This window comes from Streptomyces sp. NPDC046881, assembly GCF_040645015.1.
Lineage (GTDB): Bacteria > Actinomycetota > Actinomycetes > Streptomycetales > Streptomycetaceae > Streptomyces.
In genome coordinates this window covers 126,525-142,151 of sequence record NZ_JBEYXJ010000003.1, presented here as the reverse complement: position 1 = coordinate 142,151, position 15,627 = coordinate 126,525, and the positions used below count along the sequence as shown (strand labels likewise).

12 protein-coding genes and 1 pseudogene are annotated in these 15,627 nt (G+C 72.3%); 5 read left to right on the top strand and 8 right to left on the bottom strand.

The genetic code is table 11. The features are described 5' to 3' along the window. Window positions 1-50 precede the first annotated feature (50 nt). Entirely contained in the window at window positions 51-1,781 is a 1,731-nt protein-coding gene (locus ABZ923_RS03280) for a DUF2264 domain-containing protein (protein WP_361466204.1), read from the bottom strand. A gap of 68 nt (window positions 1,782-1,849) precedes the next feature. Continuing rightward, the gene (locus ABZ923_RS03275; RefSeq protein ID WP_361466103.1) at window positions 1,850-2,890 is read right to left on the bottom strand and encodes a rhamnogalacturonan acetylesterase; all 1,041 of its coding nucleotides are present in this window, start codon (window positions 2,888-2,890) and stop codon (window positions 1,850-1,852) included. 191 nt (window positions 2,891-3,081) lie between these two features. Between ABZ923_RS03275 and ABZ923_RS03270 the strand changes: the two genes are divergently transcribed. Next, on the top strand, window positions 3,082-4,761 hold the full coding sequence (locus ABZ923_RS03270; RefSeq protein ID WP_361466102.1) for a rhamnogalacturonan lyase B N-terminal domain-containing protein: 1,680 nt from the start codon (window positions 3,082-3,084) through the stop codon (window positions 4,759-4,761). 7 nt (window positions 4,762-4,768) lie between these two features. Here ABZ923_RS03270 and ABZ923_RS03265 read toward each other — a convergent pair whose 3' ends face one another. Then, window positions 4,769-6,181 carry an RICIN domain-containing protein gene (locus tag ABZ923_RS03265; protein ID WP_361466099.1) on the bottom strand — a complete coding sequence of 471 codons (1,413 nt, stop codon included), beginning with the start codon at window positions 6,179-6,181 and terminating at the stop codon, window positions 4,769-4,771. 1 nt (window position 6,182) lies between these two features. Further along, window positions 6,183-7,271, bottom strand: coding sequence for a glycoside hydrolase family 43 protein (locus tag ABZ923_RS03260; protein WP_361466096.1), 1,089 nt, complete (start codon window positions 7,269-7,271; stop codon window positions 6,183-6,185). 371 nt (window positions 7,272-7,642) lie between these two features. Between ABZ923_RS03260 and mmuM the strand changes: the two genes are divergently transcribed. Next, complete coding sequence (gene mmuM, locus ABZ923_RS03255; protein WP_361466093.1) at window positions 7,643-8,569, top strand: homocysteine S-methyltransferase; 927 nt, start codon at window positions 7,643-7,645, stop codon at window positions 8,567-8,569. A 230-nt stretch (window positions 8,570-8,799) separates the two neighbouring features. On the opposite strand, the gene ABZ923_RS03250 is transcribed toward mmuM, so the two are convergent. After that, window positions 8,800-10,368 carry a carboxylesterase family protein gene (locus ABZ923_RS03250; protein WP_361466090.1) on the bottom strand — a complete coding sequence of 523 codons (1,569 nt, stop codon included), beginning with the start codon at window positions 10,366-10,368 and terminating at the stop codon, window positions 8,800-8,802. A 506-nt stretch (window positions 10,369-10,874) separates the two neighbouring features. Here ABZ923_RS03250 and ABZ923_RS03245 point away from each other — a divergent pair. The 3 genes from ABZ923_RS03245 (at window position 10,875) to ABZ923_RS03235 (ending at window position 13,713) form a co-directional block, all read left to right on the top strand. Next, complete coding sequence (locus tag ABZ923_RS03245) at window positions 10,875-11,888, top strand: hydroxyacid dehydrogenase (RefSeq protein WP_361466087.1); 1,014 nt, start codon at window positions 10,875-10,877, stop codon at window positions 11,886-11,888. Between the two features lie 467 nt (window positions 11,889-12,355). Next, window positions 12,356-13,447 (top strand): LacI family DNA-binding transcriptional regulator, encoded by a 1,092-nt coding sequence (locus ABZ923_RS03240; RefSeq protein WP_361466084.1) that lies wholly within the window; start codon window positions 12,356-12,358, stop codon window positions 13,445-13,447. A gap of 62 nt (window positions 13,448-13,509) precedes the next feature. After that, window positions 13,510-13,713, top strand: coding sequence for a hypothetical protein (locus ABZ923_RS03235; RefSeq protein WP_361466081.1), 204 nt, complete (start codon window positions 13,510-13,512; stop codon window positions 13,711-13,713). 98 nt (window positions 13,714-13,811) lie between these two features. Here ABZ923_RS03235 and ABZ923_RS03230 read toward each other — a convergent pair whose 3' ends face one another. The 3 genes and pseudogenes from ABZ923_RS03230 to ABZ923_RS03220 all read right to left on the bottom strand — a co-directional run bounded on the left by ABZ923_RS03230 (window position 13,812) and on the right by ABZ923_RS03220 (window position 15,590). After that, a complete protein-coding gene (locus ABZ923_RS03230) occupies window positions 13,812-14,066 on the bottom strand; it encodes a hypothetical protein (RefSeq protein ID WP_361466078.1) in 255 nt (84 codons plus the stop codon). Further along, window positions 14,063-14,926, bottom strand: coding sequence for an isocitrate lyase/PEP mutase family protein (locus tag ABZ923_RS03225; protein WP_361466076.1), 864 nt, complete (start codon window positions 14,924-14,926; stop codon window positions 14,063-14,065). Before ABZ923_RS03225 ends, ABZ923_RS03230 begins: the two co-directional genes overlap by 4 nt. Before the next feature lie 164 nt (window positions 14,927-15,090). Further along, window positions 15,091-15,590 (bottom strand): annotated as a pseudogene (locus ABZ923_RS03220) (ThuA domain-containing protein). Window positions 15,591-15,627: the final 37 nt, after the last annotated feature.

The following is a 15,627-nucleotide window of genomic DNA, read 5'->3' as shown; positions in this document are numbered from 1 at the left end:
ACGCTAGCCCCGCGACGTTTCGGCACCGGCCGAACCGCCCCCCGCCTCTCTCACCGGGGCGCCACCGACCACGCGGCGCCGGCGGAGGCCCCGTCAGGCAGCGTGAACCGGAAGGCGGCGGTCGCACCCTCGGGCCAGCTCACCCGCACCTCGTGGCCCGGCTCCGCGCCGGCGTCCTCGCGCACCGCCACGGACACCAGCTCGGTCAGGGGCAGCGGGTCCGGCTCCCCGGTGAGCCGGGCGAGCGCCACGAAGAGCGTCCCCGCGCCGTCCCCGGTGACCCCGGCCAGGTCCGCCGACAGCCCGGCGACGGGCGCGAGTTCGGCCCGCACTCCGTCCCCGGCCGGCCAGCCCGTCACCCGCACCGGAGTCCCGGGCGCCGCGCCCGCCACCAGATGGGCCCGTACCTCCACGGCGCCCCGGACCACGACCAGGATGGTGACGGTGACCCCCGCGCGCACGGTGTGCCGGGATGCGACCCACCCCTCGCCCGTGCCGAGCGGCTCGATCCCCGTACGGCTCGCATCGCCGCCGACGATCACGCTGTTGTCGTACGACGGCACGGGCGCGGTGGCGATCGAGTAGGCGAGCCGGGTGTAGTGGGGGTCGTAGCGGACGTCCTCGCTGCCGTGGTTGTGGAGCCGGACCAGTCCGTCGGAACGGGTCGTCTGCAGCAGCCAGTTGGGGACGGGCACGGGGTGCGCCTCGTCCGCGCGGTCGGCCGGGGCGGGTGCCTCCTGCGCCGTCCACACCTCGTGCCCGGGCGGCAGCAGCAGGCCGAGGAAGCCCTTGCTGGCCCAGTAGGGGGAGGCGGGGCCCGAGTACGTCTGCACCAGGGACGCGTCGGGGCCGAGCCAGCCGAGCGGCAGCAGGCCCCGCTCGTCGACCGCTCCGCCGTCCAGGAAGTAGCGCAGTGCGCCGGAGGCCAGGCGGCGGGTCTCGCCGGGGGGCAGGGGGGTGTGTCCGGTCAGGGCGCCGAGCCAGAGCGGGGCCGTCGTGGCGAAGCGGTAGGTGAGGGAGCGGCCCTGGCGCAGGGGGGCGCCGTCGGAGCCGAAGAGGCGGGCGTAGTCGGCGAGGTGGCGTGACAACCGTCGACCGTATACAGAAAGCAGTTCGCTGTCGTCTGCCAGCCATGCGTGGAGGACTGTATACAGATGCATGGCCCAGCCGTTGTAGTAGTCGAACTTCCGGCCGTCTCCGTCCGTGTACCAGCCGTCGCCGAGGTACCAGCCCTCGACCCGCTCCAGCCCCCGGTCGACCGCCTTGCGCGCAGTCTCCTCCTGGTGGCCGATCTCCGCGAGGAAGCCGCCGACGGTGACCGGGAACAGCTCCCAGTTGCACGGCCAGGGTTCGGCGGTGAGCGCGTCCGCCAGCCAGGCGGCGGTCCGCTGGCGCACCGCGTCGTCGAGGCGGTCCCACAGCAGCGGCCGGGTCAGCCGCAGGGCGAGGGCGATCGAGGCGGCCTCGACCAGCGGCTGGCTGCGGTCCGTGATCCGCGGCCAGACGCCGCCGGGGCCGGCCGCGAGACCCTCGGCGTACCGGCCGAGGGCGGTCTCGTCGCGGCGGAACGCGGCCAGCAGCAGGGTGCGGGCGTAGCCTTCGAGGCCGTCGGAGAGGCGGCCGGAGTGGCTCACGTGGTCGCCGGGCAGGTGGTAGAGGGCGCGGTCGGGGGTGGCGTACGGCGCGACGGCGACGAGCAGGGAGTCGGCGGCGGTCTCCCAGTGGGCGCGGGTGTAGCCGGTGTACGGGCTCGACACGCGGTCGTCTGCGGGCAGTTCGATCACGGCGGTGGCTGTCCTTCCTCGCGGGACCCGGGACGCCCCGGTTCCGGTCGGGGCGCCCCGGGGGTTCATCCCATCCGTACCGTGCCCTCGGGCACCAGATGCAGGGCGAGCAGTTCGTCGCGGACCAGGCCCGCGTACAGGGTGGCGCCGTGGACGGAGGTGTGGGTGTTGTCGCGCGTCTCGTCGTAGAGGTAGACCGCCTGGGAGCCTTCCACGCCGAGGGACTCCACCAGCGCCTTGGTCTTGGCGGTGAGGTCGATCAGCGGGACGTGTGCGGCGGCGGCGACCGAGCGGATGACGGCCGGGTGGTCGGCTCCGAGGCCGTTGACGAGCAGGGCGGTGTTGTTGTTCAGGGTGCCGTCGGCGTTGAACCAGCGGCGGACGATCGGGGTGACGAGCACCGGCCGGCCGCCCTGCGCCCGGATGCCCGCCACCAGGGTCTCCAGGTTGGCGCGGTAGGTCGCCTCGTCGGTGGTCTTGTCGTTGTGGGCGAGCTGCACGAGGACCAGGTCGCCGGACCGGATCCGCGGCTGCACGGTGCCCCAGAGCCGCGGGTTCTGCAGATAGGTGACCGTACTCTCGCCGGAGTCGGCGTAGTTGGCGACGGACAGGCCCTGGCGCAGGTACTGCGGGAGCTGCTGGCCCCAGCCGGAGTAGGGGTCGGCGGGCTGGTCGCAGACGGTGGAGTCGCCGACGATGATGATCTGGCGGGCGTGCCGGGCCGGGGTGACCCTGATCCCGGCGAGGGCGGGTGCGGATCCGCCGAGTGCCAGGTCGAGGCCGGGCGTTCCGTCGGGTCCGGTGGGTTCGCCCTCGGGGGTGCGGACGTCGACGGTGAAGCTGCGGTTGATACGCTCGCCGGCCGCCACGGCCGTGTCCGGCAGGAGCGAGCGCCGGGTCTCGCCGGTGATGCGGGTGGTGGACGCCGTGGCGCCGCCGAGCCGGACGGTCACGTCGTAGGTGGCCGGTGGGACGTCGAAGTGGCAGGCGGTGGCGGTGCAGTTCTCGGCGCCGGGCGGCCGGCCCGTGTGGGCCTGGGCGGGGGCCGCCGTCAGTACGGCGCCCAGGGCGGCCGGTACCGCCAGGGCGGCTGTGAAACGTCTCATGAGCGGCTCCTCCGTCGGTCGAACCTCGACCGACCCGAGACCGTACCGCTCCACACAAGCGCTTTCTAGTCTTCGGCGGGATTTGCCACAGATACCAACTCCACCGTACTGAAAACCCTTTCGCGAAATCGATTCAACTGTCACTCTGCCAGACACCCGCACACCCCGGACCTCCCGAAGGAGGCACCCCCATGTCCGGATCCCCCGACAGCGCGGTCACCCGCCGCGCCTTCGTCGTCGGCGCCGCCGCCGCGGCCGGTTCCGCCGCCCTCGCCGGCCCGCTCGCCACCGCCGCGTCCGCCGCCGGCTTCGGCTGGAGCGACGACGGCTCGAACTACGTCGTCGACACCGGCGCCAGTCTGGTCTTCAAGGTCAGCAAGACCACCGGCGACCTGACCTCCCTGGCCTACAAGGGCACCGAGTACCAGGGCTACGGTGGCAAGAACTCGCACATCGAATCCGGCCTCGGCAACTCCACGGTGACCCTGGCCCGGTCCGGCTCCACCATCCTGATCTCGGTCACCCACGGCACGCTGCGCCACTACTACGCTGCCCGCAGCGGCGAGAACAACGTCTACCTGTGGACCGACAAGGCCGACTCCTCGGTCGGGGCGACCCGTTACATCGTGCGCGTCCGCGCGGGCCTGTTCCTCAACGACCAGCCGGACTCCTACACCTACACCGCCAGTACCATCGAGGCCTCGGACGTGTTCGCGAAGTCCGACGGGCAGACCCGCTCCAAGCACTACTCCAAGCTCCGGGTCATCGACTACGACTACGTCGGCTGGACCACCGGCAGCGTCGGCCTGTGGATCGTCCGCAGCAACCACGAGAAGGCCTCCGGCGGTCCCTTCTACCGCTCCCTGCTGCGCCACCAGAGCGCCGACGGCGGCGGGCTGTACGAGATCCTGTACTACGGCGAGAACCAGACGGAGGACGAGCGGTACGGACTCCAGGGCCCGTACGTCATCGCGTTCACGGACGGCGGGGCACCCGCGTCGGCCCTGTACCACGGCACGCTGACCACCCCGTGGGCCGACTCGCTGGGCATCGCCGGGTACGTGCCGGACAGCGGGCGGGGGCGGGTGGCCGGGGTCGGCATCACCGGGCGGGACACGGCGTACCCGTACACGGTCGGGCTCGCCAACGGGACGGCGCAGTACTGGGCGGCGGCGCGCGCCCGCGACGGGTATTTCTCGGTATCCCGCATACTGCCGGGTGCATACACGCTGACTGTCTACAAAGGCGAGTTGGCTGTATGCAGTACACAGGTGACCGTGTCCGCGGGCGCGACGACCACCCTGAACACGATCGCCATCCCGTCGTCCAACGACCCGTCCACCGCGACCGCGATCTGGCGGATCGGCGACTGGAACGGCACCCCGAGCGGCTTCAAGAACGCCGACCTGATGACGTACGCCCACCCTTCCGACGTGCGGGCCGCGTCCTGGACCGGGAACGTGGTGATCGGCAGCGGTACGGAGACGTCCGCGTTCCCCTGCTATCTGTGGAAGGACGTCAACAGCGGGCTGCTCGTCTACTTCCGGCTCACCGCCGCGCAGGCCGCCGCCGCCCACACCCTGAGGATCGGCGTGACGACGGCCTACGCCAACGGCCGGCCGCAGATCACGGTCAACGACACCTGGACCTCGGCGATCCCCGCCCCGCCCGCCCAGCCGAGCACCCGCTCCCTGACGGTCGGCTCGTACCGGGGCAACAACCACACCTTCACCTACAGCGTGCCGGCCAGTGCCTGGCGCACGGACACCGGCCAGTACAACGTGCTGAAGATCAATGTGGTGAGCGGTTCGGGGACGACCGGCTATCTGAGCGCGGGCACGGCGATCGACGCGATCGACCTGCTGGCCTAGCGACACATCAAGTGCCGCCGGTCCACTGCTGGTTGGTCCCACCGTTGCAGGTGTAGGTGATGAGCGCGGCGGAGTCGGCGGTGGAGGCGCCGGACACGTCCAGGCACTCCCCGCTGGTGCGGGCCTTGAGAGTGACGTACGAGCCGGAGGCGGCGGTGACCGACCACTGCTGGCTGCCGGCGCCGGTGCAGTTCTCCTGCGTGACACTGCTCGCGTTCTCCTGCAGACACAGGGAGCTGCCCCGGCCCACCAGCGCGTGGTAGCCGTTGCCGAGGTCCTTGAACCACCACTGCTGGTTGGCGCCGCCGTTGCAGGTGTACTGGCTGACGGCGACGCCCTGCCACAGGGACCGGTTCGGTACGTCGGCGCACTTGGCGCTGTGCCGGGCGATCAGGGTGCTGTAGGCGGCGCTGGTGCCGGTGACGGTGCCGGCGGTGGTGTCGACGGTCAGCTCCGGCGCCCAGGACATGCTCATCGAGGTGGAGGCGGGGAAGGTCAGCGGCAGCCAGACGTACCGGGAGTCGTTGACCTTGCCGCCGAACGAGTTGCCCCAGCGGTCGCCCAGGTAGAGGTACGCGGTGCCCGAACTCCCCTGCACCGGGAGGACGTAGGCGGTCTGGGAGCCGTCGGCGGTGGCGTCGCCGACGTTCTTCCAGGAGGTCCAGGGGCCGGCGAGGGAGGTGGCGGTGGCGTACTGCTGCTGGTTGGGGTTCCAGCCGGTGGCGCCCGATGTGAGCATGAAGTACACGCCGCCCCGCCTGAACAGGGCGGGGGCCTCGCGGTGACCGCCGGGCCAGGGGTTGGCGACCAGGCTGTCGATGCCGGTGTAGTCGGCGGTGAGCCGGTAGATGTGCAGGTCGTAGTTCTCGTTGGCGGCCGAGACCATGTAGGCGGTGCCGTCGGTGTCGACGTACGTGGTCAGGTCGCGGGACATGTACTGGCCGAGCGGGCGGAAGCTGCCCCGGTAGGTGTAGCTGCCGTCGACCGTGTCGGAGACGGCGACGGCGGCGCGCGCCTCGCTGTAGTCGGTGCCGTTCTCCTTGTGCATCCACATGACGAACTTGCCGGTGGCCGCGTTGTAGACGACCTTCGGGCGTTCGATGTAGGCGGTGGACAGCTCCGCGGCCGAGGACTGGGTGAGGACGCGGCCGCGGAACTCCCAGCGCTTCAGGTCGCTGGAGCGGTAGGCGTCGACCGACCGGAAGGTGTTGTCGCTGTTGCGGTCCTCGCCGAACCAGTAGTAGTACGCGCCGACTTTGAGGACCCCGCCGCCGTGGGCGTGCACCGGGTTTCCCGAGGTGTCGGTGAACTGTATACCGTTGGCAATCGTCTGCGGTGCCGCCTGGGCGGGGCCGGCCGTCGCCAGGGCGGCGGCGAGGGCGCAGCACAGGGCGAGCAGGAGGGCGTACGCGCGTCTCATCTCACGCACCCGCCTTCGCGGTGTCGGCCACGGGGACGCCGAAGTCCGGGGTGCCGTCCGGCTTCCAGCCGAGCTTCTGGACGCGGGTGTGCCGGTTGGGGTCGTGCAGCGGGTCGCCGGTGATCTCCTTGTACTGGCGGGCGTGGTAGACGAGGACGTCGGTACGGCCGTCCTCCGCGACGGTGAAGCAGTTGTGGCCGGGGCCGTACTGCTTGGTGGTGTCGTTGCTGGTGAAGACCGGGACGGGCGACTTGCTCCAACTCCGCGCTTCCATCAGGTCGCTGTGGATGTCGGCGGTGAGCAGTCCCATGCAGTAGTGCCAGTCGGTGGCGCTGGCCGAGTAGGTGAGGAAGACCCGGCCGTTGCGTTGCAGGACGTACGGGCCCTCGTTGACCTTGTAGCCGACGCACTCCCAGTCGTACTCCGGTGTGGACAGCCGGACCTGGGGACCGGTCAGCGTCCACGGGTTGGCCATCTCGGAGATCCACAGTGCGGTGTTGTTGTCCATGCCGGGTTCGTGCTGGGCCCAGACCAGGTAGCGGGTGCCGTGGTGCTTGAAGGTGGTGGCGTCGAGGGAGAAGGTCTCCCAGGCGGTCTTGATCTGGCCGCGCTCTACCCATGTGCCCTTGAACGGGTCGGGGTTCGCGTTCTCCAGCACCCAGATGCGGATGGCCCACACGTCCTCGGCGGGGGCGGAGGCGAAGTAGATGTACCACTTGCCGCCGATCCGGTGCAGCTCGGGTGCCCAGATGTGCGCGCCCATCGGGCCGGTGGCGTGGGCCCGCCAGATCACCGACTCGGCGGCGGTGGACAGGCCGTTCAGGGTGCGGGCGCGGCGCAGGATGATGCGGTCGTACTCGGGGACGGTCGCCGTGAAGTAGTAGAGGCCGTCGGTGTGGTGGGTGATGTGCGGGTCGGCGCGCTGGAGGACGAGGGGGTTCACGTGGGGGACGGCCTTGCCGGGCGCGGACGGGGACGGGGACGCGAGCGCGGGGGTCGCGGAGGTGGCCGCCAGGACGCCGGCGGCTGCGGCGCCCTTCAGGAGCAGCCGGCGGGAGGGGGCTTCGGGCAGGTCGTGGTCGCGGCTCATGCGGACTGCCTCTCGGTGGGGGGACAGCGGTACCTTCGAAATGTCGTGCGTTCGGAATCACGAACAGCATCTGTGGTGCCGAACGCCGAAAAGGTAAGGGTGGGCCACGAGAGGGTCAATGGGTCCGGCGGGAGGAGGGGAAAGCGCTTCCCCTCCTGGGGTGGATGTCTTGCGTCAGGCGGGCGTTCCGGCCGGCTCCTGACGACCGCGTAGCCGGCGCCGGCGATCAGCCAGAAGGAGAAGGCGAAGGCGCGGGGACGGTGACGTCACGTGCCCGTGTTCGGAGTTTCCGCAGGTCAGAGGGGCATGGACCTTGCTCACTTGCTGGACACCGGGGTTCGCTTCCCTCGCGCTTCGATTAGCGTCGTGACATGACCAGCAACACCTCTCCCAGTCTCGCCGCAGCCCTCGCCGCCGGAACGGTCGTGCTCGACGGCGGCATGTCCAACCAGCTCGAGGCGGCCGGACACGACCTGAGCGACGAGCTGTGGTCGGCACGGCTGCTCGCCGAGCGGCCCGAGGCGGTCACCGAGGCGCACCTCGCCTACTTCAGGGCGGGCGCGGAGGTCGCGATCACCGCCAGCTACCAGGCCACCTTCGAGGGGTTCGCGAAGCGCGGGATCAGCCGTGCGGAGGGGACCCGGCTGCTCGGCCTGAGCGTGGCGCTGGCCCGGCAGGCCGCCCGGCAGGCCCAGGAGGAGGGTGTCGACCGGCCGTTGTGGGTGGCGGCCTCGGTCGGCCCGTACGGGGCGATGCTCGCGGACGGTTCCGAGTACCGGGGCCGGTACAGGCTGAGCGTCGAGGAGTTGGAACGGTTCCACTGGCCGCGCCTGGAGGTGCTGGCCGAGGCCGCGCCCGACGTCCTGGCGCTGGAGACGGTTCCGGACGCGGAAGAGGCGGCGGCCCTGCTGCGGGCGGTACGCGGTCTGGGAGTGCCCGCCTGGCTTTCGTATACGGTCGACGGTCGGCACACGCGCGCAGGCCAGCCGTTGGAAGAAGCCTTCGCTCTGGCCGCCGACGTGGACGAGGTCATCGCGGTCGGCGTGAACTGCTGTGCGCCCGAGGACGTGGCGAACGCCGTCGAGACCGCGACCCGCGTCACCGGGAAGCCGGTCGTCGTCTACCCCAACAGCGGCGAGGCGTGGGACGCCGAGGCCCGCGCCTGGGCCGGCCGCACCACGTTCAGCGCCGAGCAGGTCAAGGCGTGGCGGGACGCGGGGGCACGGCTGATCGGGGGGTGCTGCCGGGTCGGGCCGGCGGCGATCACGTCGATGGCGCGGGCGCTGGACGTGGCCTGAGCGCGGCGCGTGGTGCCGGCTGCTTCATTGTCTTGGTGCCGCCGGCCGCCCGCGCCTCTCTGCGGGGAACCGGTTGCCGCCGTGTTGCCGCAGTTCCCGCGGGTGGAACAGTCGACGGTTGTCTGCTGTCGACTGTCTACGGTCGGCCGACTGCCGACTGCCGACTGCCGACTGTCGACTGTCGACTGTCGACTGTCGACTGCCGACGGTAGACCGGCGACTGTCGGCAATCACCGCCGCCGAGCCCCCGCCGACCGTCGCAAACGCCGTACCGCCGCCGCCCACTCGGCCCCTGGGGCCCGGATCTCGGAGGCGGGGCGTGGATCGGTGACGGTGGGGGCGGTCGACCACAGGGCGAGTTCCGCATCGCGTGGACCGTATGCCGTATACGGTCCACCGTCGCCGAAAATCCGTACCGGATGGGACGCGTCCCAGGCTTGCCACCCCGGATCCCCGACCGTAGCGAACCGCACCCAGGCCGTGTGCATCGCGTCGCACAGCTCCTGCGGGGCGCCCTCGCCGGCCAGTTTCTTGGATTCGGGGACGTCGCCGTTGTCGAAGACGAAGCCCAGTTCGAGTGCGTGGCAGGCACCGAGGTCGGGGAGGCGGGACGGCCAGGCGAACTCGTAGAGGTGAGAGGTGCCGGGCCGGGCGTCGGCGAGGCGGTGCAGCGGGGCGCGCAGCAGGTGGTCGGTGACCATCTGGCCGACGATCTCGGCGACGCCGGCGTCGGGGTGGAGGGCGCGGTAGGCGCGGGGCACCTCGTGGCCGACGTGGCAGCGGGCCATGGCTGCGGCGAGGGCGACGGGGCCGAGCCGGTCGATGTGGTCCAGCAGTCCGCCGGGCACGAACCAGAGCCGGTACTCGTCGCGGGTCCAGCCCATGAGCAGTTCGACGCCCTGGGCGGCGTCGCCGTCGAGCAGGGCTTGGAGAGGGTCGCGGGGTACGAGGTCGCCGTCCACGACGATGCCGAACGCGGGTCCGCCCAGGACCGGGCTGCTGAGCCGGCCGACCTCGGCCTGGGTGCGCAGCAGCAGGTCGCGGTCGACGGCGGCGAAGGCTTCGGCGGTGGCGGGGATCTTCAGCCGGGTGGCCATGCGGCGCACCATGCGCCGTACCTTGTCCCGGTCGGACGCTTCCGGCGGGCCGCTCTGCAGGATCGCGCGCCGGATCAGGCCGCGGGTCGCGGGGGCGGCGAGCAGGACGCCGGCGCTGATGGCGCCGGCCGACTGGCCGCACAGGGTGATCTGGTCGGGGTCGCCGCCGAAGGCGCCGATCGTTTCGTGCACCCAGCGCAGGGCGGCGAGCTGGTCGCGCAGGCCGGGGTTGGGGGGTGCGTCCGGGAACAGTCCGTAGCCCTCGACGCCCAGTCGGTAGTTGACCGAGACGCAGACGACGCCGTCGCGGGCGAAGGCGCGGCCGTCGTACACCGGTACGGCGGAGGAGCCCCTGGTGAGGGCGCCGCCGTGCAACCAGACGAGGACGGGGAGCCGGGCGCCGGGCCCCGGTTCGGGGGTCCATACGTTGAGGTTGAGGCAGTCGTCGCCGGGGATCTCCGGGTCGGACAGGTACCGGGCGAAGGCCTCGGAGTACGGGGGTTTGGGCGCGGTGGGGCCGAAGGCGCCGGCGTCGCGGACGCCGTCCCAGGGTTCGGGCGGCTGGGGCGGGCGGAACCGTCGGGGGCCGAAGGGCGGGGCGGCGTACGGGATGCCGCGGAACACCGCGATGCCGTGCTCGTACCGGCCCCGTACGGCTCCGTGGGGTGTGATGACCACGGGGCCCGCCTGGTCTGCCGTCATCGCCCGCCAGCCCTTCGCCGCGCTCGTGCATCGTTCACATCAGAGCATCACATCGTCCGGTTGTATTCCGGCGACCGTGCCGGGGTGTCGTGGGCAGGGGCGTCGAGGTTGGCGTCACCGAGGTCGCCGTGGGTCCGGTCGGCGGAGGGCGGGGTGCCCGCGGTGAGGGGCAGCTCCCGCCCGCGCCCCGACCGTGCTGGTGGCGGTGCCGGTGAACGCGGGCGAGCAGGCGGCCGGTTGCCTCCCCGGACGCACCCGCCGCCCGGCTGAGGAGACCACTCGGCCAGAGAGACCGCCCGCCCCGGAGAGGCCGACCCGGCGGCGACCCGGCGGCGACCCGAGCACGTGCAGGCCCTGACCGACGGCACACCGGACGCCCGGCTGCACGAGATCCAGACCGTGTTCCGCCGCCCGGGCCCCGCCGATTGACCCGTTCTTACCTGCGGACCTACGTTAGAAGGCGCTTTCCGTAAACCTTTCTTCACTTCCGCTCCGTCAGGAGAGCCATGCCCAGCCCTCAGCCGCCGCGGGCCGTGTTCGCGATGGATCCGGTACACCTCCCGCTGCTCTTCCCGCCGCCGCTCATGGAACGGCTGAGGCGGGCGGCCGACATCGACCCGGCGTTCGTCGTCCGGGACTTCGCCGATCCGGCGGCGGCCGGTGCCCTGGCCGCGGCCGAGGTGCTGATCACCGGCTGGGGCTGCCCGCACCTGGACGCCGGTGCGCTGGCCGCGGTACCGAAGATGCGTGCCGTCCTGCATGCCGCCGGCTCGGTCCGCTCCCTGGTCGGTGAGGCGCTGTGGGCCAACGGCGTCACCGTCTCCAGCGCGGTCACCGGCAACGCCCTGCCGGTGGCGGAGTACACGCTCGCGATGATCCTGCTCGCCGGTAAGGACGCCTTCGGTCACCGCGAGCGCTACCGCCGCACCCACGCCCATCCGGACCGCACCGAGACCGCGGCCACCGGTAACCTCGGCCGCCGCGTCGGGGTCGTCGGCGCCTCCCGTGTGGGCCGCCGGCTCATGGAGCTGCTGCGGCCGTTCGACTTCACGGTCCTGCTGTACGACCCCTACGTCGGTCCCGCCGAGGCCGTCGGCCTGGGGGCGGAACCGGTGTCGCTGGAGGAGCTGTTGCGGCGCAGCGACATCGTCACCCTGCACGCCCCCGACATCCCCGAGACCCGCCGCATGCTCGACCGGGCCCGGCTCGCCCTGGTCCGGGACGGGGGCGTGTTGATCAACACGGCGCGTGGTGCGCTGGTCGACCACGAGGCGCTGACGCAGGAGTTGGTCTCGGGACGCCTGAGTGCGGTCCTCGACGTCACGGAGCCCGAACCGCTGCCCGCCGGTTCGCCGTTGTACCGGCTGCCCAACGTCTTCCTCACCCCGCACATCGCGGGCTCGCTCGGCAACGAGCTGGAGCGGCTGGGCGTGATCGTCGTGGAGGAGCTGGAACGGCTGGCCGAGGGCCTGCCGCCGCGGCACCAGGTGCGGCACGCGGATCTGTCCCGGGTCGCCTGACGGCCGCCCCCACCGACCCACCACCTCCGCCGCCCCCACCGACCCACCACCTCCACCACCACCCCACGCCCCCACCGGTCCGACCACGTCGGGCCGTCGCAGAACTTCGCATCGCCCCCCTTCCGACGGCTGCGGTTCCCGGCCGCGTCGTACCGGCGCGGCGGCCCGGGTCGCCGTGGGTCCCGTTGGCCCCTGCTGCACGGCTCACGTCGCCGGTTTCCGGCTCGGCTGCCCCGGCGGCGGCCTCACCAGTCACAGACATACGGGACCCTCGGGACGACGCTTCCGGTGTTCGGAGTTTCGAAAGACGCGGCGGCCGCCACCCCGTCAATTCTCATGTCTTCCCGCCGTCTTGACGCTCCATCTATCGTAGGAAGCGCTTTCCGCACGGTCGGTGAGCAGGCCGCGGAAGCAGCGTTGGTCGCAACTTTCGGTGGCCCACGGGCGGGCCGGAGAGGTGGTTCCCTATGGTCCGTGCGGGGAGTGCGAGCGTGGCGGCCGGGCCGACGCTGGCGGTGGTGGCCCGCGAGGCGGGCGTGTCGGTACCCACCGCGTCCAAGGTGGTCAACGGCCGGGAGGACGTGGCACCGGAGACCCGCCGCCGGGTGACCGAGGCGCTCGACCGGCTCGGCTATGTGCGCCGGCCCCGCTTCGACGCGTCGAAGGTGCCGGCCCTGGTGGACCTGGTGCTGCACTCGCTGGAGAGTTCCTGGTCGGGTGCGGTGCTGCGCGGGGTGGAGGCGGCGGCGTACGAGGCGGGTCTGGAGGTGGTGGTCTCGGCCGGGCCGACCCGGACCCGGGACGCCCGGCCGGAGCGCGGCTGGCTGGACAAGCTGACCACGCGCGGCTCCTCGGGCGTGCTGTTCCCGCTCGCCGAGCTGTCCGCCGCGCAGTACGCGTGGCTGGACCACCACCGCATCCCGTACGTGCTCGTCGACCCGGTGCACGAGCCACCGGCCGGGGTGGTCTCGGTCGGGGCGGCCAACTGGCAGGGCGGGGTGAGCGCGACCGAGCATCTGCTGCGACTGGGCCACGAGCGGATAGCGGTGATCGCCGGGCACCGGCGGGCGATGGCCGACGGCGCCCGGGTGGCCGGCTACCGCTCGGCGCTCGCCTCGGCGGGCGTGCGGCGACGCGCCGAGTACGTGCGGCACGTGGGCCGTGACGAGACCACCGCCCGGCTGCGCATGCACGAGCTGCTGGACCTGCCCGAGCCGCCGACCGCGGTGTTCGTGTGCGCGGACCGGATGGCACTCGGGGTGTACACGGCGCTGGCGGAGCGGGGGTTGCGGGTGCCGGACGAGGTGAGCGTGGTGGGTTTCGACGACCTGCCCGAGGCCCGCTGGGTCACCCCGGCGCTGACCACCGTCCGCCAGCCGCTGTCGGAGATGGCGGGGACGGCATTGCGGCTGCTGGTGCGGATGATGCACGGCGAGCGCCCCGAGGGGACGCGGACGGAGCTGTCGACACGGCTGGTGGAGCGGGCGAGCACGGCCCCGCCTCCGGCGAGCCGCGCCGTGGCGCGCGGAGGGGGGCCGGCCGGGCGGCCGACCGCGTGACGTGGGCGCCCGGTTCGGGCCGGGCACGGTGACCCCGTCGGCGCGGGGTTCGTTCACCGGGTATGAACCACACCACGCGTACCGCCGCGGCCCTCGCCGGGGCCGCAGCCGCCCTGGTCACCGTCTACGGCTCGGCGCACGCCGCCTGCCGTACCGTCGCTCCCGGACCGCAGCGCGTCGCCGTGGCCTCGCCCGCCGACGAGCACGACCCGAAGGAGGACGTCGAGCTCGACGAGAACGGCCGCCCCGACCTCACGGAGGACTGAGTCCCCGGCCGGTCCGGTCACACGGTCACGGCCGGGCACCTCCCGCACGGGGTGCCCGGCCGTCGTGCCGTTCCGGTGGTCCCGGGTGCCTGTTTCCCTCAGTCCTCCTCGCCCCGGTCGGCGCCCAAGATGGCCTCGACCACGTCCACGGCGCTGCCGTCGTGGTCGCTGCCGGCGGTGCCGCTGCCGGTCTGCACGTTGGCCGCGCGGTCGACCTCCAGCCAGGAGTCGGCCTGGGAGTTGTCGATCACGGTGATCAGACTCCCGGACGCGGCCGCGGGTACGGCGCCGGCCGCGAGGAGCGCGGCGGCGACCGCCGTGGCCACGCCGAGCCGGGGTACGGCACCGGTCACACGCCCACGCCCTCGGGGGTGAGCCGCTCGGGGGCGATGTTGCGCTCCAGCAGGCTGGTGGAGGCCTTCACGCCGACCCCGCTCGCGGGGTCCAGCTCCGGCAGCCGGCCGTCGGCGGCCTTGAGGCCGGCGAGGGCGGAGTCCATCGCCTCGTGCGCGGCGAACAGGCACGGGGTGCTGTAGATGGCGACGTCCACGCCGAGGTCGGACAGCTCGCCGAGGGACAGGCGGGGTGACTTGCCGCCGGCGATCTGGTTGAACAGCAGCGGCTTGTCGCCGACGACCTCCCGGATCCGTCGGATCCACTCGACGCTGCGCACGCCGTCGACCAGCACCACGTCGGCGTCGGTGGCCGCCAGCTGTTCGGCGCGGTGCAGGATGTCGTGCTCGTCGGTGGCGTCGGTACGGGCGACGACGACGAGGTCCTTGCGGGTCTGCAGGACCTTGTGCAGCTTCTCCAGGTACTCGTCCAGGGGCAGCACCTGCTTGCCGTCGGCGTGGCCGCAGCGGCGGGGCCGCTTCTGGTCCTCCAGGATCACCCCGGAGGCGCCGATGCGCTCCAGTCCCTCGACGACGTGACAGGCGACCTCGGGGTCGACGTACCCGTCGTCGATGTCGACCAGCAGGTGGTGGTGCGGGAACGCGCCCCGCAGCCGCTGGACGAAGGCCACCATGTCGGGCCAGGCGATGAATCCGATGTCCGGCAGCCCGTAGTACGAGGCCGCGAAGCCGAAGCCCGAGACGAACATCCCGTCGTAGTGCTTGGCCGCGATCGACGCCGAGTACATGTCGTACACGCCGATCAGCGGAGTGGTCCCGGGCTCGGCGATGCGCTCGCGCAGCTTTTTCCCGTAAGTCAAGGTCCGGCTCCTCCTGTGGGTGGGTGACGCGGGGCGGAAGGGGGGTGTGCCGTCGCGTCTCGACGCCCTTTGCCAAGACAAGAGCATCTCTAGGTAGTCACGTGACCTTCCTCCTACGCCAGCTTTACTCACTCCGATGGCGGAACCGGTTCACCGCAGAAACGTCACTCGGCCGGCCGGGCCGCCCAGGTGAGACCCCCGTTCGGGTGGGCCAGGAAGAGCGGGTCTCGGTAGGCGTCGGCGGCGTGGCCGAGTGTCGTGTAGAACACACGTTCGCCCGCGGGGCCCTGTTCCCGGCACCAGGCCGGCGGTGGTCCGTGCGGCCGGGCTGGTGGGCGGGGTGCCGGGTGAAGCGGGCGCCGAGGAGTTCGCCGTAGTACGGCCGGCCGTACTCGGTGCAGGCCGCCGCGTGCACCCAGGCAAAGCCGCCGCCCGAGCGGACGTGGCTCTCCAGCCGTGCGCGTCCGGCCGGGGTGAGAACGTCGCCGCTGGTGGAGAGGGAGGCCACGGCCGCGGACCCGTCCAGTGGCCGTTCGGGGTCGGCTGGGTCCTCGGTGTGCTCGACGGCGAACCGGCCGAGGTCCCGGACGGCGGCGACGGCGTCCGGGAGGGAGTCGTGGCGGTAGTCGGCGGGACGGGTGTACAGGAGGAGACGAGGAGGCATGCCGGCCGGCTCCAGGCGGGCGTGCCCCGGTCCGTGA

What these genes read in the sequence shown, in the direction of transcription:
- ABZ923_RS03275 (WP_361466103.1), bottom strand. Translation starts at nt 2,890, where the DNA reads ATGAGACGTTTCACAGCCGCCCTGGCGGTACCGGCCGCCCTGGGCGCC.
- ABZ923_RS03270 (WP_361466102.1), top strand. Translation starts at nt 3,082, where the DNA reads ATGTCCGGATCCCCCGACAGCGCGGTCACCCGCCGCGCCTTCGTCGTC.
- ABZ923_RS03265 (WP_361466099.1), bottom strand. Translation starts at nt 6,181, where the DNA reads ATGAGACGCGCGTACGCCCTCCTGCTCGCCCTGTGCTGCGCCCTCGCC.
- ABZ923_RS03260 (WP_361466096.1), bottom strand. Translation starts at nt 7,271, where the DNA reads ATGAGCCGCGACCACGACCTGCCCGAAGCCCCCTCCCGCCGGCTGCTC.
- mmuM (WP_361466093.1), top strand. Translation starts at nt 7,643, where the DNA reads ATGACCAGCAACACCTCTCCCAGTCTCGCCGCAGCCCTCGCCGCCGGA.
- ABZ923_RS03250 (WP_361466090.1), bottom strand. Translation starts at nt 10,368, where the DNA reads ATGACGGCAGACCAGGCGGGCCCCGTGGTCATCACACCCCACGGAGCC.
- ABZ923_RS03245 (WP_361466087.1), top strand. Translation starts at nt 10,875, where the DNA reads ATGCCCAGCCCTCAGCCGCCGCGGGCCGTGTTCGCGATGGATCCGGTA.
- ABZ923_RS03240 (WP_361466084.1), top strand. Translation starts at nt 12,356, where the DNA reads ATGGTCCGTGCGGGGAGTGCGAGCGTGGCGGCCGGGCCGACGCTGGCG.
- ABZ923_RS03235 (WP_361466081.1), top strand. Translation starts at nt 13,510, where the DNA reads ATGAACCACACCACGCGTACCGCCGCGGCCCTCGCCGGGGCCGCAGCC.